Annotated in this window: 20 protein-coding genes; 8 read left to right on the plus strand and 12 right to left on the minus strand. The window is 47.6% G+C overall.

The window, feature by feature from the left end; genetic code table 11:
* Positions 1–100 precede the first annotated feature (100 nt).
* Positions 101–694 carry a hypothetical protein gene (locus tag Q1V85_RS12800; protein ID WP_300600512.1) on the minus strand — a complete coding sequence of 198 codons (594 nt, stop codon included), beginning with the start codon at positions 692–694 and terminating at the stop codon, positions 101–103.
* Between the two features lie 304 nt (positions 695–998).
* Here Q1V85_RS12800 and Q1V85_RS12805 point away from each other — a divergent pair, with 304 nt between their 5' ends.
* Positions 999–1,595, plus strand: coding sequence for a hypothetical protein (locus Q1V85_RS12805; RefSeq protein WP_300600514.1), 597 nt, complete (start codon positions 999–1,001; stop codon positions 1,593–1,595).
* Between the two features lie 96 nt (positions 1,596–1,691).
* Positions 1,692–2,903, plus strand: coding sequence for a serine hydrolase domain-containing protein (locus tag Q1V85_RS12810; protein ID WP_300600515.1), 1,212 nt, complete (start codon positions 1,692–1,694; stop codon positions 2,901–2,903).
* 73 nt (positions 2,904–2,976) lie between these two features.
* Here the strand turns inward: Q1V85_RS12810 and Q1V85_RS12815 are convergent, their stop codons facing one another.
* Complete coding sequence (locus Q1V85_RS12815) at positions 2,977–3,531, minus strand: SMI1/KNR4 family protein (RefSeq protein WP_300600517.1); 555 nt, start codon at positions 3,529–3,531, stop codon at positions 2,977–2,979.
* A 9-nt stretch (positions 3,532–3,540) separates the two neighbouring features.
* Complete coding sequence (locus Q1V85_RS12820) at positions 3,541–3,681, minus strand: hypothetical protein (RefSeq protein WP_300600520.1); 141 nt, start codon at positions 3,679–3,681, stop codon at positions 3,541–3,543.
* A 710-nt stretch (positions 3,682–4,391) separates the two neighbouring features.
* On the opposite strand from Q1V85_RS12820, the gene Q1V85_RS12825 reads away from it, so the two are divergent.
* From Q1V85_RS12825 to Q1V85_RS12835, 3 genes are all read left to right on the plus strand, one after another.
* Complete coding sequence (locus Q1V85_RS12825) at positions 4,392–4,841, plus strand: hypothetical protein (protein WP_300600522.1); 450 nt, start codon at positions 4,392–4,394, stop codon at positions 4,839–4,841.
* 457 nt (positions 4,842–5,298) lie between these two features.
* Positions 5,299–5,460 (plus strand): 2OG-Fe(II) oxygenase, encoded by a 162-nt coding sequence (locus Q1V85_RS12830; RefSeq protein ID WP_300600524.1) that lies wholly within the window; start codon positions 5,299–5,301, stop codon positions 5,458–5,460.
* A gap of 24 nt (positions 5,461–5,484) precedes the next feature.
* Complete coding sequence (locus Q1V85_RS12835; RefSeq protein ID WP_300600526.1) at positions 5,485–5,748, plus strand: Ada metal-binding domain-containing protein; 264 nt, start codon at positions 5,485–5,487, stop codon at positions 5,746–5,748.
* A 148-nt stretch (positions 5,749–5,896) separates the two neighbouring features.
* On the opposite strand, the gene Q1V85_RS12840 is transcribed toward Q1V85_RS12835, so the two are convergent.
* The 3 genes from Q1V85_RS12840 to Q1V85_RS12850 form a co-directional block, all read right to left on the minus strand.
* Positions 5,897–6,142: a hypothetical protein gene (locus tag Q1V85_RS12840; RefSeq protein ID WP_300600528.1), complete on the minus strand. Its 246-nt coding sequence runs from the start codon at positions 6,140–6,142 to the stop codon at positions 5,897–5,899.
* A gap of 444 nt (positions 6,143–6,586) precedes the next feature.
* Positions 6,587–8,374, minus strand: coding sequence for a cbb3-type cytochrome c oxidase subunit I (locus Q1V85_RS12845; protein ID WP_300600530.1), 1,788 nt, complete (start codon positions 8,372–8,374; stop codon positions 6,587–6,589).
* 255 nt (positions 8,375–8,629) lie between these two features.
* Positions 8,630–9,124: a DUF6496 domain-containing protein gene (locus tag Q1V85_RS12850; RefSeq protein ID WP_300600532.1), complete on the minus strand. Its 495-nt coding sequence runs from the start codon at positions 9,122–9,124 to the stop codon at positions 8,630–8,632.
* Between the two features lie 198 nt (positions 9,125–9,322).
* Between Q1V85_RS12850 and Q1V85_RS12855 the strand changes: the two genes are divergently transcribed.
* Positions 9,323–9,490, plus strand: coding sequence for a hypothetical protein (locus Q1V85_RS12855; RefSeq protein WP_300600534.1), 168 nt, complete (start codon positions 9,323–9,325; stop codon positions 9,488–9,490).
* 485 nt (positions 9,491–9,975) lie between these two features.
* A complete protein-coding gene (locus Q1V85_RS12860) occupies positions 9,976–11,517 on the plus strand; it encodes a sulfatase (protein WP_300600535.1) in 1,542 nt (513 codons plus the stop codon).
* A gap of 81 nt (positions 11,518–11,598) precedes the next feature.
* On the opposite strand, the gene Q1V85_RS12865 is transcribed toward Q1V85_RS12860, so the two are convergent.
* The 6 genes from Q1V85_RS12865 to Q1V85_RS12890 all read right to left on the minus strand — a co-directional run bounded on the left by Q1V85_RS12865 (position 11,599) and on the right by Q1V85_RS12890 (position 19,246).
* A complete protein-coding gene (locus Q1V85_RS12865; protein ID WP_300600536.1) occupies positions 11,599–11,919 on the minus strand; it encodes a DUF6122 family protein in 321 nt (106 codons plus the stop codon).
* Between the two features lie 174 nt (positions 11,920–12,093).
* A complete protein-coding gene (locus tag Q1V85_RS12870; RefSeq protein ID WP_300600538.1) occupies positions 12,094–14,559 on the minus strand; it encodes a heavy metal translocating P-type ATPase in 2,466 nt (821 codons plus the stop codon).
* Between the two features lie 88 nt (positions 14,560–14,647).
* Entirely contained in the window at positions 14,648–15,010 is a 363-nt protein-coding gene (locus Q1V85_RS12875; RefSeq protein WP_300600540.1) for a DUF6660 family protein, read from the minus strand.
* Between the two features lie 98 nt (positions 15,011–15,108).
* Positions 15,109–16,953 carry a chloride channel protein gene (locus Q1V85_RS12880; RefSeq protein WP_300600542.1) on the minus strand — a complete coding sequence of 615 codons (1,845 nt, stop codon included), beginning with the start codon at positions 16,951–16,953 and terminating at the stop codon, positions 15,109–15,111.
* A 119-nt stretch (positions 16,954–17,072) separates the two neighbouring features.
* Complete coding sequence (locus Q1V85_RS12885) at positions 17,073–18,542, minus strand: HAMP domain-containing sensor histidine kinase (protein ID WP_300600544.1); 1,470 nt, start codon at positions 18,540–18,542, stop codon at positions 17,073–17,075.
* Positions 18,542–19,246 carry a response regulator transcription factor gene (locus Q1V85_RS12890; RefSeq protein ID WP_300600546.1) on the minus strand — a complete coding sequence of 235 codons (705 nt, stop codon included), beginning with the start codon at positions 19,244–19,246 and terminating at the stop codon, positions 18,542–18,544. The genes Q1V85_RS12885 and Q1V85_RS12890 overlap by 1 nt, the downstream gene beginning before the upstream one ends.
* Before the next feature lie 269 nt (positions 19,247–19,515).
* Here Q1V85_RS12890 and Q1V85_RS12895 point away from each other — a divergent pair, with 269 nt between their 5' ends.
* On the plus strand, positions 19,516–20,814 hold the full coding sequence (locus Q1V85_RS12895; protein ID WP_300600548.1) for a spondin domain-containing protein: 1,299 nt from the start codon (positions 19,516–19,518) through the stop codon (positions 20,812–20,814).
* Positions 20,815–20,820 lie beyond the last annotated feature (6 nt).

The raw sequence follows: 20,820 nt of genomic DNA on the forward strand, positions 1-20,820 counted from the left end.
GCACCCAAATAATCCGATTTAGTATGCGAACGCTGTTGGTGCTTCATGCGCATGATCCCATGTGGCGATCGTATCGATATGCACCACCCATAAACGTATATCATACCCCCGCAATGACAGCGGTATCCGGCTGCTTGCTGATAGCGGCCCTGAGAATATAGATCCGGTCGATACCGGCTTCCACCTGGTGACGCAGCGCGATCCAGCCCAGGTAAGTATTGCCGCCCCGTTTTACTTTTACCGCAAGGTAACCGGGCGCTGCGCCTATAAACTGTCCGTCGCGTTCCTGCCGGTCCGGGAAATGTTCGGTTTCGGTCAGTATGCCCCTGGAATTAGACCAATAATGTGTACTACCGGTTTCAATCTGCAGGCGAATGGACGCGTTGGGGGTAAAGGCGCAGGCCTGCGTGGTAATGGCTTGCTGGTGGGCCTGTTCGGTCAGCGGATCTACATAAATAAACGTATAGCTGTGCTCCGGCTCCTGAACGTGTTGTCCCTTAAAGGCGAAATCCTTAGTCCCGTCGCCGTCGATATCCAGCTCAAATGCCGGCGTTCCCTCCCTGATCAGCACCGGCTGGCTGGTAAAATCGGTATAGATCATTTGAGCCGGAGGTTCCTTCCTGTTTTCCGGGTCCTTCTTACATCCCAAGAGTAATAGCATGAGTGCGGCCTGCAGCAGTTTTTTGTAATGCATATTTCGGGTATTTTCTTTAAAGTCATTTACGATATAAAAGTAACGGTTTGCTGTCATGATTGTTTGAACGGTTGAATGAAGAGCCTGTTTCCTGTAATGAAATGATATTTTGAGCGGTGAATTGGAAGAATAGGTCAGACCTGCTTTCATGCCGGTTCATACATTAAAAATTGCGATTCATGCAACAGCGGAAGATCGGCACACGGCGGCGGCGTATTTTTATACTCCGATCACCTGATTTAGCGGAGCTGCTGGATCCGCAACTGCTCAGGCTGTTTTAAACAACCGGGTACCGTATAAAAAAATGAAGACCATTACAACTATCGCTGTATGCTTTATCTGCGCCTGTTTGGCAGGTGCCTGTTCCGGATCAAAAAAAGAGGCCCTGCCTCCCAGGCCGGAGCCGCAACCGGATACCATCAAAACGGAGTGGAATATACCGGTTACCTATTTGAGCCCGGTTACGGTAGACCTGGATAAAGATGGAGAAAACGATTTCAGGATCGCAATAGCCCTGGAGTATATTGAGGGGCGCACAAGGGCACGGTTTAAACTGACCGCCCTTGGTACGGCCAAAACAGGCAATGAAAGGAATGAAACGCCGGTGCTTTGGGGCGGCGGACAAAAAGCGGCTATCCAGGAAACCGATGGGTTCAAATGGCAGCCCGGAAATTCGGTGCTGATTGAAATGCTGGTGGCATCATCAACAGAGCCGCCGGTTTGGCAGGGCGCCTTTAACAACCAGCACCGGAAATCGGTTGCCGTGCGCATAACAAAGAATAACCGGTTTTATTATGGCTACCTGTTGTTTTCCGGGGAAACGGCGCCCGGAACAGCGGGCCTTTTGCTGCACTCGGGCTTTGTGGTAGCAACACCGGATATCGTGTTGCCGGCGGATTAACCCCCAGACAGTTATTTTGATTGAAAATGATTGCTGCAGCAAAGAACGCAACAAATATGAATACGAATGATTTTCGAACATATAAATGATCCCGGTATGAAACAATTATATTTTAAAAGATGCAAAACATCTGGCCGTCCATTCACCCGGAAACCAAACCATATGTTGAGCGGCCACCAGCAGTTTGTCAGGAGCAAAACGGGCGGAGTGTTGATGGGGTTCTTATTACAGGCGTTGTTGGCAATGACGGCGTCGGGACAAGTTAAAAATGTTCCATCCGGGACGGATATTGACGCATTTGTGAGGGCCAGGATGAAGGAACTGGAAATACCGGGTATGGCGGTAGCGGTTATAAAGAATGGAAAAGTCGTACATCAGAAAACATATGGATTTGGTAATCTGGAATGGCAAACGCCTTTATCCGTTCATTCTGATTTTCAGATAGCATCCTGCACGAAGTTGTTAACCTCAACCTTGTTGATAAAAATGCTTTTTGAGCGGCGGCTTTCACTGGAAGATCCGGTGTCTAAATATATCGATAGTATTCCTGTGGCATGGCAGCCGATAAAAATAAAACATCTGATCACTCATTCGAGCGGACTAAGAAATTTTTCGGGAGATCCCTACCTTTCAACGGCCGCAGTAGTGCGGGCATTAAAAGATTCCACGTTAGAGTATACTCCAGGCACCGGGCAGCATTATGCGCAAATGGACTTTATGTTACTGGGATATATCCTTGAAAAGATCGGCGGAAAGAGTTTTCCCGAGTTGTTAAGGGAAGAAGTACTGATACCCCTGGGAATGACGGATGGCGGCTTTGATATGGAAACGAAATCCGGGAGTATCGTTAGCTCAAAAATGATGCGTCAAAAGGTAACGACCTACTACAAGGCTAAAGCGGAAATTGTTCCATATAAATTTTTATACCCGCAGTTTACCTATACTGCGGGAGGGTATTTTGCTTCCCTTTATGATCTGACCAATTGGGTACTGGGCCTGGATCGTGCTACGCTCTTCCCCCAATCATTTGCACAGCCCTATCTTTATACCAGAGACAGTATGCAGGGCAAAGTGTCGCAATATACAAAGGCCGGCTGGATCCTTGAGCGGGAAAAGGACATACAATACACGGGACATAGCGGCGGTCCGGGCCTTTGCGATATTTTGAGGTTCAGGAAGGAAGGATATACGTTTATTGTTATGTCCAATGACGGAGAGTTGCTGCCCACTTTTGCAAGAGCACTTGCGGCACTTTATATTAAAGGATTACCTGCTCCATGGAAGATCCAAAAGTTCGATCGGGAGTAATACCCCCGTTTGTAAACACTGATGTTGCCTTACGCAATGGTGGTCATTTAAACCCGGTATTGAATGGTTCGGATCATTTTACGCTGAAGCGCCGGGGAAAACCCTCGGGAAGATCAATCTCAAAATAGTCGTCAAATGCTTCCGGAGGAGTAACCGTATAATACCGGGTTAAGGATTGCAGGAAGGCTTTAAGCGAGGGGGCAATAATATTGCGGTTGTTATCCGCATGCCAGAACTCAAGCAGCTGCCCCTGCTGCCCGGTAAAAATACCATCAGCATCAAAACAGATATAATCGCCGCCACCGTTGTGAAAAATCGGCAGCCAGGCCTCATTCCACCAGTTTTTGATCCGGAAATCAAACCCGATCATTCCCGAAAGGGTGTTTGCGGTTTCCAGGGCTTCCTGCAAGGGAAGAAAAGTGGTATTATTAACAAATGTATCAAAGGAACGTTCCTGCTGCCCGTTTTTCCATTGATAAAGCGCCCGGATCTCCGGGGAAATTTTCCGTTTATACTGCCGTTCCAGCACATCAAAATCGGGTTCTTTTAATGAAGTCCGTAAATCGGCATAGAACCCGGGCCTCCGGGTGGAAAGGTGTTGGTCCAGGTTTAAAAGTGTTGCTTGCATGTGTTTGTTTTAGTAGGTGTAAAAGGAACTATCGGTTTTGCGGAGAAACGTATTGCTGGGGATGCCGGTGAACATAAATGCGGGAGCCGTTTTACAGGATCTATGCTGGTCCAATTCCTGTAAAGTGGTGATCCGTGGTTGGGGTTTCATAAAAACGGTTTCTGTTAAAAAAATAATTCCAGTGAAATCATGGTTTTGGTATTAAACAGCATCATACATTACAAATATACCAATGTGTTTGCGAATGGGGAACTTTTACCTTCGATACCTGTTTTTGCCGGTAATAGCAGTGGAAAAAAGCGATCTGGCCGTCAGGCGATAACCTGGGCAGTACCAGCGGGCCGGGACAAAAAAATAAGAGGGAATACGATGATCTGGAAAGATCCTGTAGCCCTCTTAAGCCCTCTAAACCGTGATAAAAGTAGTATGGATAATATATTGTTTTTTATTTATTCGATGAAATGCCCGCAGTTGTCGCCACATGACCCGGAAATAAAGCCGAAGCCCCAATGCGGTGCCGGTAGTTTGGGCGCGTTTTTTATCTTCCGGCCGGATCCTTGAACAGGTTCTGCATTAAATAGCCGTACTCCGGCGTTCTTTATTGCTATTGAATGATTCCTTAATTTAGCAGAAAGGAATCAACAATGGCGCTTACACCTGCTCTTTCTTACCTTGCCTGGTCAGTATTTTGCCTGACGGTCTTCATAGCTCTGTGCGTAGCCGTTTATAAACGGTTAAAAAGATAAGAACAGGCTTGCACTATCTTTCGATAAATACTCCTTAGTGTAGCCAATATTTATTTGTTTTCAGTGTTAAATAATTGTATATTTATTATAATGTTTAACCTTAAATGAATCGTTATGGCCATGGATATACTAATGCTGCTGTCAACGGTCACCGAATGTGATGTTGTCTTCAACAGTATATCGGCAAAAGCCGAACGCCAGAAGTATAAAAAGCTCCGGTTGGAACACCGGTTGGAAGTGCATTCCCGCGCAGTTTCCAAAGCCACAGAGGCTCTTAGTAACCTGGAACAGGAACTGGCGGTATTCCATGTACGCTTGTCTGTAACCGGCGACGGCTCCCAGGCTGACAAGTACCGCTATAAAATAGCGAAAATGCAATTACGGATGCTGCAGCTGGAACGGCGCCTGGATTATTACAACCCGGTGGCACTGCTTACAAAGGAGATGCAGCTGGAGGTGGTAACGGCTGAACTGGAAGCGGCAGTACAGTTTCTCGCAGCAGTGGAAGCGCGTCGTGCCGAATTATTGAAGGGGAATGGGGACGCAGCCGATCCTAAAGACTGAATAATTTCAGCAGCTGAAGCACTATAAAACCCCGGTGTTTTTGCGGAAACAAGGGCGGAGTTATAAGAAAGATATACAGCACCAACTACTGCGTGGCGGCTTTTTCTGCAAATGACCGCTTCACGTATTTTAATACCCTAACGTCTTCGAAGTTACCTCGAGCAGGATTGAACAGGCTGGTTGAATGAACCGGTTTGCTAATAGCGGCGTTGCATCTTTTATAAATCCCAAACATGGTGCCGGCTGTTGATTAAAGATGAGGGTGGTTCGCAATCCGGTCCTTCCCGGTTTTTTAAAGAACGCAAGTTTCGGGTTGGACAGGTTTGCCCTCCGGGCGATCTTTACCTGCATAAATAACAGGATTATGGAAGCTATTGAAACGCGACTGGCCGTCGATCACGGCGGTGTTACACGATAAAGGCTTTGTGATTGTCAGGGAGGTATTGACAAAAAATGAATGAGGCCCAGCCTGGGTGATATGGTTCTTTTTACCACCAATTTTCGCCCTGTAAAAGGAAGCAAAGGATACTACCGGGTACCTATGAAGCATGGTGTAAGCCCGCTGCACGGAGGTAGCCGGTATAGCCTGGGAATCATCTTCCACGACGGACTTAGCTAAACAAATAGTTGAGAAAAACCAGCCATGCTGTATCATAAAGATCTGGGAAAGCACCCGGAGGAACGCAACAGACAAACCCGGAAATTGATCCGCAGCGGTCATATTCAATTCGCCGGTTATAAAAAGGCCCGGGTCTATGGATTGCTGAGCTGCGCTTCCGGTAAGAAAATGAAATTGGAACACCGGGTCTTTTTTACAGATGAAGCAGAGGCGCTGGCCCTGGGCTATCGTCCCTGTGGGCATTGTATGCGGGAGCCGTATAAAAAATGGAAGGCAGCGCAAAGGTAGCCTCCGTCATTATTTGTCAGGGTGACAAGGTGTTGTCATTTGGCACCGCAGCGGAGAAATCTTTACGTCATCATACAAGCCCCGGAAGCAGTAACGCTTTCATATACCTGGAGTTTTCGCTTCGAAGAAAGGAAAGAAAAATACCGGCCTATACTGATTGTAATTTTTGAAGCACGGCAAGGATCTGTGCCACCAGCTCCGGGTCAATTTGCGGATGGCCATCGGTGTATTCATTGAGCACGCGGAACTCCTGCTCGTCATCCCGTTCAAAAGTGAGCTCATGCCCGTTAACAACTACATAAAATTTGTAGGAATAAGCAAATGTCACAAGCCGGCCCTTCAATAGCAATTCCTCACTTTTGTACTGCACCGGTAATTCAAAAAAATGCTCCATATCAATAATCGGTCGCGAAATTCCGGATTTTTCTGCTTATATGCATCAGAAATTTATGTTTCCATGCAAAAAAAATCTAAAAATTTCCCACACAGCACAATAATCGATTTACACAGGCGTTTATAGGAGACAAGGTTTAATTTAATGGAATATTAAAATAAGAATTTAAATTTTCTCATAAGCAGTTAGTTTTGGTTGCGACCCCTGTTTCCACAGGGGTCTATTTTTTTACCGGGGGAACACAATTGATCTGTGTTAATAAGCGTGCAAAAGTTCCTATAGATGACGCGGGATCAAGCATCGGATCTTATCAGCGGAGAATCTGCGAAGTTATCAGCGGCAATCCGCGGGAATACAGGCACAGATTTCACTGAGATAAAGGAATACAGCCTATCTGCAGGAAAAATACAGCAGCAGCTATCACCGATCCGGTTCGTTTTTCGTTTACGGCTCCGTATCATCTCCCGGGCTTGTTTGCGGAATAAAGTCGATCCCATCCTTTCCATAATCATAAGGCCAGCGATAAACTTCCGGTATTTCATCTTCCCAGTTACCATGTACCGGCCGTATAGGGGTTGTCCACTCCAGTGTAGTGGCATTCCAGGGGTTTAATGTACGAACAGGTCTTCCTTTATAAACAGAGTAAAAGAAATTGAACACAAACATCAGCTGGATGGAGAACACGATAATGGTTACAACGGTGATCATCATTTCCACACCATGAAACTGGTTAAAACTAACCCAGCTGCTTTTATCGAGGTAGCGGCGGGGCACGCCTGCGAGGCCCTGGTAATGCATGGGCCAGAAAATAAGATAAGCGCCTGCCAGCGTTATCCAAAAATGAATATAACCCAGGGTATTATTCATAAACCGGCCATACATTTTAGGAAACCAGTGATAAATGCCGGCGAACATTCCAAAAAAAGCGGAAACACCCATTACAAGGTGAAAATGGGCTACCAAAAACAAGGTGTCGTGCAAATAAATATCGATGGTGGAATTTCCCAGGAAGATGCCGGTTAATCCCCCGGAAATAAATAAACTTACAAAACCAATCGCAAATAACATGGCGGGTGTGAAACGGATATTACCCCGCCAGAGTGTGGTAAGCCAGTTAAATACTTTTATGGCGGAAGGCAGGGCAATGAGCAATGTAAACAAAACAAATACAGAACCGATAAACGGATTTAACCCGGTAACAAACATATGGTGTGCCCAAACAAGGAAGGATAATATACAAATGGCGGCCAGGGAGGCCACCATTGCGGTATACCCAAAGACCGGTTTTCGTGCATGCACAGCAATCACTTCCGATGCAATACCCATCACCGGCAAAATGATGACGTATACCTCCGGATGCCCCAGAAACCAGAATAGATGCTGGAAAAGCACCGCATTTCCGCCCTCGTTTGAAAGGGGGTGACCGGCTATATAAATCGCGCTCAGGTAGAAGCTGGTATTTAAGTGCCGGTCAAACAACAGCAATATCAGCGCGGATAGCAAAACCGGAAACGATAAAACACTGAGGATGGCGGTAAATAACAATCCCCAGATGGTAAGCGGCAGTCGTACCATTTGCATTCCTTTGGTGCGCATATTTAAAATAGTGGAGATATAATTAAGGCCCCCTAAAAGGGAGGAGGCTACAAAGAAGATCATAGCAATGATCCAGTAATCCATTCCGGACTTAGAACCAAGGGACGCCGCACCCAGGGCGCTTAAGGGCGGATAGGTGGTCCACCCGCCGGAGGCAGGACCCGTTTGAAGAAACAGGGAGCAGGCCATGATAACGCTTGCCGTAAAAAAGGCCCAGTAGGAAAGCATGTTCAGCAGGGGAGAAGCCATATCACGGGCGCCTATTTGCAACGGGATAAGCAGGTTGGCAAATGTACCGCTTAAACCCGCCGTTAATACAAAGAAGATGAGCACGGTGCCATGCATAGTGATCAATGCATAATAGAATTCGGGTTTTATAATACCACCTTTAGCCCAGTGTCCGAATAAGGTTTCAAGAACGGGAAAGCTTTGGTTAGGGAAGCCGAGTTGTAAACGGAATAGTACGGAAAAAGCTCCGCCGATTATGGCCCATATAATGCCGGTGATAAGAAATTGTTTGGAGATCATTTTATGATCCTGGCTGAAAATGTATTTCGTGATAAAGGTTTCCTTGTGAGCGCTTTTTTGAGGCGGATAAATACCTGTTGCGCTGAGGCTATGGATGGTATCGCTCATGAATAGAAACGGTTTAGGGAAGAATGGCGGAGCACCGGATGGAGGCGTTTACCGCGATCCGGATTTGCTTTTTTTAAAACAAATAACTTAGGAGATTTATGTGTTAAGGGTTATAACATCCCTGCATCCGATGAAACAGTTGCCAGGCCGTTGATCTGCCTTTTTGTGGGTAAAAATTTCCCATTTTGAGGTCCTGTTTCCCCTTATGCCCTGCGTTGTTCCAATACCGGTTCGGATTTTTTCCGGTTCAATCATTTAATGTTGCCGGGCCCTTGTTCGTGCAGCTTTCCGGGCCGCCCTGGAACGTTCCTCCGGTCCTTTTGTTTCCGCTGCCTTTTTTGCTGCGGCCGAACGTGCCGTGGCGGAGCGTTTCCGGGCGGCGGTACTGGCTTGCTGCGACAGTGCCTTTGAGGATGCCGCTGCCGTGCTTTCTTTTTTCAAAGCTTTTTTTCTTGCAGCGGAGCGCACGGCTGATACCGGCTCATGTGCCTGTCCTTTCTTATAAGCGCTTGCAGCACTTTTTCTTGTTTTTTCTGATACCGTTCCTTTTTTCGGGGGCTTCAGGTCTACACCTGCCCGTCTTGCCTCAGATAAACCGATGGCAATCGCCTGCCTGGCAGAACGGGCGCCATGCTCATGCCTGCGGATCTTTTCAATTTCAGCATGTACAAATTCGCCGGCCTGTGTGGAGGGCGATTTGCCTTCCCGCTTATCTTTTCTTGCTTTGCGGATCGTTTTTTTCAGCGGCATGGAATTTCAATTTAAAGGGTGAAAAATGAGGCCGGATAATGGTTTATACCAGAAAGCTGCAACAATTTGTATACCAGAATGAAGTGTGAAGGATGTTGTATGAAGGATGACCTGTTTATAAATTGGTACGGATGACTGGTATGAAAAGCTGGCCGGTAATTTGTTTTATTTTTTCAGCACCATGTTAAAACAATTATTATGGCAAAGAAAAAGACCGAAAAAAAACCGGACATTAAGCCGGATCCGGAAACCTTGCACAAGACGGATCCACAGGAAGAAATGAAAGGACCTGTATCAACACCTACCCGCGAACTGGAAAAAGTATTTGATGTGTCGGAACCTCAGAAAACAAAAAAGAAAAAATGAGTTCCGGTTCCTGAAGAAGAAGGCCTGCAATAAATAGCAGCTGCCGGAAAATAAAAAAAGAGGGGAATACGATGGTCTGGAAAGATTACGTAACCCACTCTTAGCCCTCTAAACCATAACAAAAATAGTACGCTCAAATGGTACGGTGCGTGGTTTGTGAAGGTATTCGATGAATGACCGTTTTCTTTAGCCCAGCTGTAAGCTAATGTCGATAAAACGACGTTGAGATCCTGCCTGGAACGGGGATATAGAAAACGGCCTGCAATAATACCCGGACAAGATGAAGGTCCGGGTATTTTTTGTTCCGGATTTTTGCAGCGGTTTTGATGCCGGTGGATTTTTTAGGAGCGGGACCATCCTGCACCGGAGGCCGGTTAAAAATAAGCGGGTACAATTCAGCGGCAGATCGTATCTTGATCTCCGGAAAAACAGTACCAGCCTGCCTGGGTGGATATCCGGTTGACATCACAACAAACAATATGCAAATGAAAAGGATCATCCTGCTGCTTTTGATGGCTTTGCCGGGGGTAAATAGTATCGCACAAAAGAGTGCCCGTCCTAATATTATTGTGTTTTTGGTAGATGATATGGGATGGATGGATACATCGGTTCCTTTTGCTGATAGTGTTATGCCATTGAATCAACGGTACCATACGCCCAATATGAAGCGGCTTGCGGCTGAAGGGGTAAAGTTTACCAATGCGTATGCGCAGCCGGTTTGCACCCCATCGCGTACCAGTATGCTGACGGGTATGAACGCGGCACGTACCCGGGTTACCAACTGGACATCGCCCAATAAGAATGTTGATTCGGATGCGGGTGATGCGCTGTTTAGCCCGTTAAACTGGAACCGGAATGGTTTAAGCAATGTACCGGGCACAGCGCATGCGGTTTATGCCACCACCTTTCCACAATTGCTAAAAGAGGCCGGGTATTATACCATCCAGGTAGGCAAGGCGCATTGGGGCGCGGCCGGTACACCCGGTGCCAACCCTTATAACCTGGGCTTTATGGTGAATATTGCAGGGCATGCTGGTGGGCATCCCCAAAGTTATTTATCGGAACAGCATTATGGTAATATGCCCGGGAAAGCGCAACTGCAGGCGGTTCCGGACCTGGAAGAATATTATGATACCAACACTTTTTTAACGGAAGCACTAACCCGCGAAGCTATAAAGGCCCTGGAAACTCCGATCCGCAGGAAAGAACCCTTTTATTTAAATATGTGCCAGTATGCGGTGCACACACCCATTATGGCCGATCCACGCTTTGTTCAGAAATATTATGATGCTGGATTAGATAGTACAGAAGCGGCTTATGCCAGCTTGCTGGAAGGTATGGATAAGAGTTTGGGCGACCTGATGAATTATCTGCAACAAAAAGGTGTGGCCGGCAATACGGTGGTCATTTTTATGAGCGATAACGGAGGGCTGGATCATCATCAGCGTGGAGGTGCGGCGAATACGCATAATTATCCGCTTCGCTCCGGAAAGGGATCGGTTTATGAAGGCGGCATCCGGGAGCCGATGATCGTTAAATGGCCGGGTGTGGTTCGGCCGGGTACGGTAAATGCAACTCCGGTGATTATTGAAGATTTCTTTCCTTCCATCCTGGAAATTGCGCAGGCTGGCAAGGGGCGTATTGTTCAGCCGGTGGATGGCCGCAGTTTTGTACCGCTTTTGAAAACGGCGCAGCAGGCCGTACCTCCGCGGCCCCTGGTTTTTCACTATCCCAATAAATGGATCCATATCGGTCCGGATGAAGAAGCAACCCTGGGCATCAATTATTATACGGCGATGCGTTACGGCAACTGGAAGCTGGTTTACCGGATGCGTACCCAGGCTTTTGAACTGTATGATCTTTCGAACGATATCCGGGAGGCCCGGGATCTGGTGGGCGTGGAAAAAGAGCAGGTAAAAAAGCTGGCGCGGATCTTTGGTCAAATACTAAAAGAACGTTCCGCGCAAATGCCGGTTGAAAAATTAACAGGTAAGGCCGTGCCCTTTCCCGATGAAAAAATACAATAGATGCTGCGGCTTTGGCAGGGGACAATGCGCGTGCCGTGGCCGTGTGATCTGAGTATGCATGCGATGATGCAAAGAGCAAGGTTAACCACAATGGAGCCGGCTTAAAATGCAATCCAGTGCATCCGCTCCCATATGTAACAGAAGGCCCAGTGCAATGATCCGGGTGCTGCGAAAGAGCAGCAGCAGCACATACACGCCGATGGCCCAGTAACGGTGAAGCGGATGGAAATTGATACTGCAACGGCAGGCGTCAAACACGGGTGTTGCCAGCAGGTGATCCAGGTCTACCAGCATGGTTAATACCAGGAGCAGATAAATCTTAAGCCAGTTTTTCCGGAAACAGGTAAAAGCAAGGATACCGGGAAAAATAAAGTGCAAAAAATAATGGATCAACGACTGCATAGGGCCGGAAGGTACTTAAATATGAACATAGAAATTTTTCCGCGGGTCTTCGCTGATCGTTCACGCCATCTGCGTAAAACCTTCATGGGGCTGCGGAATAGCCGCTACAGACATAGCTGCATCTCCGTGCAATCTGTGCTGTATTTCCAGCGGATTTTACACAGAACTTATATATTATTTTTTATAGCCCAGTAAACGCAGCGCATTAAACACCACTACAAGGGTAGATCCTTCGTGCCCGATAACCGCGGGCCCGATATCCGCAATGCCCAGGATGGTAAGCGGAATGAGTATGACCACCATGCCCAGGCTTAAGACCAGGTTCTGCCGGATGATGCCACGGGCCTTTCTGCTTAAGCCGATCGCAAACGGAAGGTTGCCCAGTTTATCAGCCATCAGGGCAATATCTGCGGTTTCCAGGGCTACATCACTGCCGGCGGCACCCATAGCAATACCCACCGTGCTTTTTGCCATGGCCGGGGCATCGTTTACGCCGTCGCCTACCATAGCAATACTTTTTTCGGTGGTCCGTAATTTTTCGATGGCCGCTACTTTTTGTTCCGGCAGCAGGTTGCCCCAGGCTTCGGTAATGCCAATTTCCTTTGCAATGGCTTCGGCTACTTTTTGATTATCTCCGGTTAACATGATCATTTTCCGGATGCCCGACTGTGTGAGTTGTGCAAGGGTTTCTTTGGCATCATTCCGGGCTACATCCATCAGGGTGATCATGCCAATGTACCGGTTATCCTGTTGTACGAGCATCGTTGTATGGCCCTTTCCCTCCAGTTCTTCTGCCGTTGTTTTTATATCATCCGGAAGCTGCTTGTTTTTTTCAATGAACAATTCTTTATTACCTATATGGATCACGCTGCCATTATGATCGGCCTGAATGCCTCTGCCCTGGATGGCTGTAACATTTGCTGCTGCAGCTACGTCTCTTTTCAACCGTTCGGTGCCGCCTTTTACAATGGCTGCGGCCAGGGGATGATCGCTTAGTTTTTCTACTGCGATGACAATTTCCAGGAGCTGCTCCGCCGTGATGCCGTTAAGCGGATATACACCGGTGAGTGTTGGCCGGCCTTCGGTAAGGGTACCGGTTTTATCAAACGCAATAGCCGAAAGTGCTCCCAGTTCTTCCAATGGCTTGCCGCCCTTGATCAATACGCCGCCTCTTGCCGCTCTTGCCACACCGCTTAACACAGCGCTGGGTGTTGCTATCGCCAGGGCACAGGGACTTGCGGCTACCAGTACAGCCATCGCCCGGTAAAAACTGGCGCTAAAGGGTTCGTTGATGACCAGGAAGGCGAACAGCAGGAGCACTACCAAAATGAGCACTGCCGGAACGTAATATTTTTCCAGCTTATCGGTGAAATTCTGCGTGGGCGATTTTTGTGTCTGGGCTTCATTTACCAGCTTTACCAGGCGCGCAATGGTACTGTCTGCGGCAATCCGGGTTACCTTTACTTCAAGCGTTGCGCTGCCATTGATAGAACCCGCAAATACCTTGTATTGTGGCTCCAGCTTACCGGCCTGTCCGGGGGCAATACCCGGATCGGGTACCGGTACCTTATCCACCGGAATGCTTTCGCCGGTAATGGGCGCCTGGTTTACACTGCTGCTGCCTTTGATCACTATTCCATCGGCGGCAATTTTTGAATTGGGCTTCACCACAATGATGTCGCCTTGTTTTAACGCCTCAATGGTTACTTCTTTAATGGTATCACCCGTTTTTAATAATGCCGTTTTGGGCGCCAGGCTGGCCAGGGCTGCAATGGATTTTTTTGCTTTTTCCATCGCATAATGTTCCAGGGAATGTCCCAGGCTGAATAAGAAAAGCAATAGGGCTCCTTCTGCCCATTGCCCTAATGCCGCAGCACCAATGGCGGCTACCAGCATGAGAAAGTCGATCTCAAAGGCGCCCTTGCTGATGCCCTCAATGGCCTCCCTGGTGGTGTAAAAACCTCCAAAGAAGTAAGCCGCAACATAACAGCCAACAGGAATAACCGCAGGCATGCCGTTTACAAAAGATAAGCCAAAACCGGCCCCCAGCAGGGCTCCGCAAATGAGAGCGAAGATCAACTCTGTTTTTTCGCCAAAAACGCCACCGTGCTGGTGCTCATGTGCTCCGGCCTCATGATCATGATGTTGATGCGTTTCCTTCCCGGATTTTTTGGCGTGGGTATGAAAATCCTCTACACTCCGGATGCTGAGCCCTTCTTTTCTGATCTGCTGAAGCAGGTGCTTAGCCGTTGTTGTTTCTTTATTATATTCCAGTTGTATAAATCCGGTACCGGCTACTGAAATATATTGTACGCCCTTTTGCCTTTTAAGTGAGGCTTCAATGATGCGGGCATGGCGCGGGTGGCGAACCCCGGTGGTATTGATGAGCAAATGCCCGTAACGTTCGGTCATTGCTGCGCCGGCCTTTTCTGCAATCTGTTCTACTTCATTCAGCGAAATTTGTGCAGGGTTATAATGAAAACAAAGTTGTGCCTTCTGATTTTCCCCGGCGGGAATAACGTGTATTTTGTCGATGCCTCTTTTATATTGAAGATCGCTGATGATCCGGGCCACGCAGCGGTCCCGCTCATCCGGAATTTCCGGCAGGAGCAGATCTAAATTGATGCTGGTTTTTTCCATGTTGACTTGCTTTTGCGAATAGGAAATGATTGCGGGTTGTATGGATGAAGCCCATCTGCAAATAACTTATGTGTATCGCTTCAGTTAATTACTGCAGGGCTGCTGCTTTGGGTGCAATGGTATAAATGCCTGGCAGCAACCGGGGCGGCTGCCAGATGGTTCCATAATAACCGGCTGCAGCAGCAAACTGCCACACCGGAAATTTATTTATTTTAACCAGGGGAGTGGCTGTACTGAACTTTACACATTGAAAAGCGGGAGATGCGGCCGTATTGCAACAATGGCAGCTGCAAAGCGGACTGCAGACATCGTTGGCGGCTGCTTTGTGGTGATGTGTACCGGATGCAACTACTGCCAACTTAGAACCGGTGCTTCGGGCATAGGCATCATTGCAGGGCCACATGGATATGGCCAGTATATAAAAGCCGTACAGGAATGCCCAGGATTTCATTACCTGCAAAGGTATTTAACTCTTTTAACCAGCGCAATAAAAATAATGAAACCAAGGTGCAAAAGCGGCCGGCTCATGATATGATTATGCACGGGCGGTTATTCGGAATAGGCCTGCATCAGTTTGCGATAACTGAGGAGTATATTTGATTTAGAAATAAACCCGATAAATTTCTCTTCTTTATCAACTACGGGTAGCTGCCAGGCGCCCGTTTCGTCGAACACTTTTACAGCCTGTGGCATGGTATCATCTATAGAAATAAGTGCCGGGGGCGGTTTCATAAACGAAAGGATCTTTATAGATCCGGGATCCGGAGCAAACAGTACCTGCCGGATATCATCCAGTGTAAGAACACCGGAAAGATGTCCGGCCTTATCTACTACTGCGAAAATATTTTTATTCCCGGTCTTAATCAGTTCAAGCAAGGTGCTTAATGATGCATCGGGCGAAAGGCGTTGTGACTGTTTGTCGATCATGTCGGTGATATGAAGCAGCGACAGCAGGTTTTTGTCGTGCGCCCTGGTAAAGATCTTTCCTTCGTCGGCGAGTTGTTTAAGATCGGGAGAGATGGGTGAGAAGCGCTTTGCGACCAGGTAGGAAATAACGGATACGATCATCAGCGGAATAAACAGATCGTATCCCGAGCTGGATTCTGCGATAAGGAATATGGCGGTAAGCGGTGCATATAACACGCCGCTCATAACACCGGCCATTCCTGCCAGCACCAGGTTGGTTTCCGGAACGTTCTCAAACCCGGATAATTTACAAAGCAACGCAAACAGGTAGCCCAGCGTACCGCCTGCAAATAAGGAGGGGGCAAAATTTCCCCCGTTCCCGCCGCCGAATAAGGTAAAAGGTGTTGCAAAAGCTTTGAGGATGCAGATCAGTCCCAGGAAAAGAATCACCGTCCATTCCGTCGTATTAAAATAGCGAAAAAAACTATTATGCAGCAAGGTAGACGTATGGCCGTTGGTAAAGGCTTTTACTGCATCGTATCCCTCGCCAAACAATGGGGGCAATAAAGTACATAAAATAGAGAGCAGTGCGCCGCCTAACACGGCCCGTTGCATTTTTGAAAGCTTCAGCCTTTGGAACCAATGCTCCACCTGCTGACTGATCAGAAGAAAATACCGGGCATAGAACGCTGTAAGTAATCCCAATGCCAGGTAATACAGGGTGTTGAGGTAATTAAAAGCTTCCCGGGCATGAAACCGGAATAAGGCATCCTCCTGTAAAATGACCTTTGATACCAGGCTGCCACAAACGGCTGCAACAACCAATGGGATAAAGTCGGTGAATACCACGCCGGTCAGTAATATTTCAAACGCAAACATGATACCGGCGATCGGCGCATTAAAGGCCGATGCGATACCTGCCGTGGCTCCCGCTGCCAATAGCAATGTACGCTCTTTATAATGGAGCTTATAAGTTTGGGCAAAATTAGATCCGATAGCTGCACCGGTAACGGCGATCGGGCTTTCGAGACCGGCAGAACCGCCCAGCCCTACAGTAACGGCGCTTTGAATGACCTGCGAGTACATTTTAACGGGTGAAACAATGCTGGCGTTCTGTGCAATCTCGTACAGGATGGCCCCGATCCCTTTACGGGACTGGCCTTTGAAAAAAGTGATAACGATTGCGGTAGTGAGTACAATACCTAAAAACGGGAAAATGATGTAAAAAAAGAGCTGGTATTCAAAATGAATTTTGTTGGCGATGAAGTAGTGAATGTGATGTACCAGCGACTTTAGGGCAACACCGGCCAACCCAGATGTAATGCCTACCAGGATGCCCGAAAGAATAAGAAACTGTGTCCGGCTCATCCGGCTTTTCAGCCAGTATAAAATGACTTCATAACTTTTGACCTTGCGGATGCTGTACCGGGTAAAGTTTCTTTTGAATCTTAAAAAACTATGATATTTTCTTAAGTAGTTTTTTTTCATCTGTAATTAATTATTCCGGGCTCCGCCACAAAGATATACAAAGCGGTGGGACCTGCCAGGCTCCGCAAGGTAGCACTTTGTCGTATAAATGGTTTGCAAAAAAGGCTGAACGGCGGTTGTCAGGCAGGCATCGTAAACCGGAACGTGGTGCCCTTTCCCGGAGCGCTTACCATATCAATTGCAGTGTGGTGTAGTTCCAGTATTTTTTTTACGATAGCCAGGCCGATGCCCATCCCTTTTTTAGGTGCGGTTTCTTTTCCTAATTGCTTATACCGCTCAAACACATAAGCCTGGTCTTCGGGGGCAATTCCGATACCATTGTCGACAACCTGTACAGTTACGCCGGCGTTGGCTTCCGTTAAAATGATCCGGATCGAACCACCGTCGGGAGTATATTTGAACGCATTGTCTAACAGGTTTTGAAATACCCGTTCCGTAAGCGAGATGTCGGCAAATACTCGTGGCAGGTTAGGCGCAGATTCGAGACCTAAGTGGATCGAACGTGCGGCTGCCTTCAGCTGGTAGGCCATCAAAATATCCGATGCCAGTTCGTTAATAAAGAAGGGCTCCTTTTCCGGTGTTACAAGATTGGCCTCCAGTTTGGCATATTGAAAGAGTTGCTCTACCAGTGCCGACAGCTTTTTGGCGCTGGCATGAATCACAGACAGGTACCGTTCTTTATCTGCACCCGGGAGCGTTTTCTGCTTCATTGTTAAGGTTTCGATATACCCCTGCATGATCGACAGCGGGGTACGTAAATCATGCGATATGTTGGCGATGAGTTCTTGCCTGAATTTATCTGTAGCCGTTATTTTGTCAATATTATTTACAATTACGTCTGCCATTTCATTAAAGGTTGACGTTAGCATGCCCAGTTCACCCCTGGCATTTCCTTCAATACGGGCGGAATAGTCGCCCTCTTTAAAACGTTGTACTACAGCAGCTGTTTTTCGTATACTTTCTGTTATAAGAAAGAAGGTAATCAATCCTACAATCAACGCTACAACCAGGGCTGCAAAAAAGATCGAAGTACTCAGGCGGAGGTATAAATGGTTATTGAGTGCTGCCAGTACCTCCCGTTGTTTTTCGCTGGCCAGTACTGCATATACATACCCGGATAGTTGTCCGTTTTCAGTGATAGGAGCCACGGAAAAAATGGCGGGTTCCCCGGGTTGTTTGGGATTGTCGCCCATGGGCCGTTCACCTTTTTTGGAGGCCAGCCATTTTTTAACGGGGACCATATGCACCCGGCGGATCTGTACCGTGGTATCGGGTACTACAAAATCGGTAATGTTACCGGCGGTGTCCAGCAGGTAAACCTCAACACTGGGATTGGCCACCATGGTGGAGTGGATAATGTCGTGCGTAACGGCGGTATCTGGCTTGCCATTTTTGATCGGCTGCGTAAACGTGGCCAGGTGTTGCGCAATGTCGCCATATAACTGTTGATGTGCCGCGGTATAGTAAGCGCTGGAAAAGCGGGAAGCAATAAACACGAACACAAGACCAAGCAGGACCAGTACGACGGTGAATACGGTGGCAATTTTCCAGAATAACCAATTGCCTTTTATAGATGTTTCTTTTGCCATTATAATTCCTCATTAAACCGGTAGCCCACGCCCCAGGTGGTTAAAATATATTTGGGTGCTGAAAGATCGGCTTCTATTTTACCCCGCAGGCGGTTGATATGGCTGTTTACCGTATGTTCATAGCCCTCAAAATCGTAGCCCCATACCAGGTTCAGCAACCGTTTGCGGCTATAGCTTTTGCCCGGGTTAGAAGCCAGCAATACCAGCAGGTCAAACTCTTTTGGAGAAAGATCTACCCGGAGCTCATTTTGGGTGACCTTTCGTTTGTCCAGGTCAATTTCGAGTCCGTCAAACCGGATCACTGCCGATGGAGCATTAAATGCGTCCGGTGCCGGGTATTCTTCATTGCGCCTGAAAATTACTTTTACACGGGCGATGAATTCCCGTATGCTGAAAGGTTTGGTGAGATAATCATCGGCGCCGGTTTCCAGCCCCATGATCTTGTCGATCTCTTCCGACAGGGCGGTCAACATCAGGATGGGGGTATGCCGGTCGGTTTGCCGGAGCTTTCTGCATACTTCCATGCCGTTCAGGCCCGGCAGCATGATGTCCAGGATAATCAGATCAAAGCGGCGGTCCTTTGCGGTACGTAAGCCTTCCTGACCGTCGTTAACCGCGGTTGTATCGCAACCCAGATCTTTTAAATGAATTTCGAGCAGTTCTACCAACTCGGGGTCGTCTTCAAGGATAAGTACTTTTTGCATATTGCGATGTTGCCGGTTACATAACATTAAGAAGCAACGCATATGCGGCAAAGGAATAGCAGGAAGTTAGAAACAGGATGCCGCCTTATGGTTACAATGGTCCGGAACGCGTTTCCTGGCCATGATACAAAAAAATGTTGTGTACCCGTATTGTTAACTGCAAATTTCAGGAAAAAGCCGGTGAAAAAAACACTGTGATACTTTTGTTATAACTCCGTTATCTGTTTGGGATTTGGTTTGGGTTCTTTTGTAGTCTAAAAAAATCTGTCATGAAAAAGAACATTATCCGATCCATTTCCGCTGCGTTTATCGTGGTATTTATTGCATCCTGCAATAGAGATCCTGAAATGCCGCAATTGCACACAACTACCATTACTGTAGAAAATGTACTGGACAGCAAACCCCTGGTTGAATCCGGAATGTTTAAAGGGAACGGCACGCCGCCGGTAGTGCTGCCCGGGCAATCTGTTTCGTTTTCATTTTATGCTGCCAAAGGTCAGCGACTCACCTTTGCTTCTATGTACGGGTGGAGCAATGATCTCTTCTTTGCCCCCGAGAATCCAGGCATTAAACTCTATAACGATGATGGTAGTGCTATCACCGGCGATGTTTCCGCACAAGTAAAACTTTGGGATAACGGTACCCGGGTAAATCAGGCTCCGGGCGCTGCCGTAGTACATCCCGGCGTAGCCGAAACAACTCCAAAGAATATTAAGGAAGTAAAAGGAATGGATGACTATGGTAATAGTTACCTTCCGGCATCTCAGTTGATGCAGGCTTCATTGAGCTATAACGGGAACTCCCAGTTTACGCTTACGCTTAAGAACAATTCCGGCGGAACCGCCAATGAAACACCGTTTAGCCCGGGAGTGTGGGCTGTTTCCTATATTGCAGGAGGAAACCTCTTGTTGCCGGAACCCGTTTACACTGCAGGCAAACCTTCAATGAACGGCCTTACAAATATTGCTGAAATGGGTGATATTACATCTTTAAGTAATTACCTGACTCAGCAAACCGGCATTTTTACGCCCCTGTCACCGGTGCTGGTGGTGGTATACAGCGGCGGGGCGAATCCCTTTTATAAAGCCGGGGAGTACGACCGGGGAGAGGGGTTAAAAGAGCTTGCCCAAAAAGGGAATGCTGATATACTGGCAGCTGCATTGAAGACCAGACCCGGTGTAAGAAACGTATATGTACTGAAAGACGTTGCGAATACCATATTACTACCCATGATCAATGGCGCGGCCGGAGGCAAAGTTTCCCAGGAATTGTCTTTACAGAATGGTGACCGGATCGCTATTGCAACGATGTATGGTTTTTCCAACGACTGGTTTTTTGCTACCACCGGCAATGATATTGACGGGACGCAGAAGGGCGATGTTTCGGCATCAATCGGTTTGTTTGATAATGGCACCGCATTGAGTCAATATCCCGGAGCGGGGGTAACTCAGGCCAATTTGGCGGGTACCCCTTTGGTAGAAAACAAGGCCATCGAAATGGTGCCCAATCCAAATGCGTATAATACCCTGCCGCCTGTTACAAAGATGATCAAAGTGACGTTGCAGTAAAAGAAT

This window comes from Niabella sp., from assembly GCF_030150205.1.
In the GTDB taxonomy this organism is placed as follows: Bacteria; Bacteroidota; Bacteroidia; order Chitinophagales; family Chitinophagaceae; genus Niabella.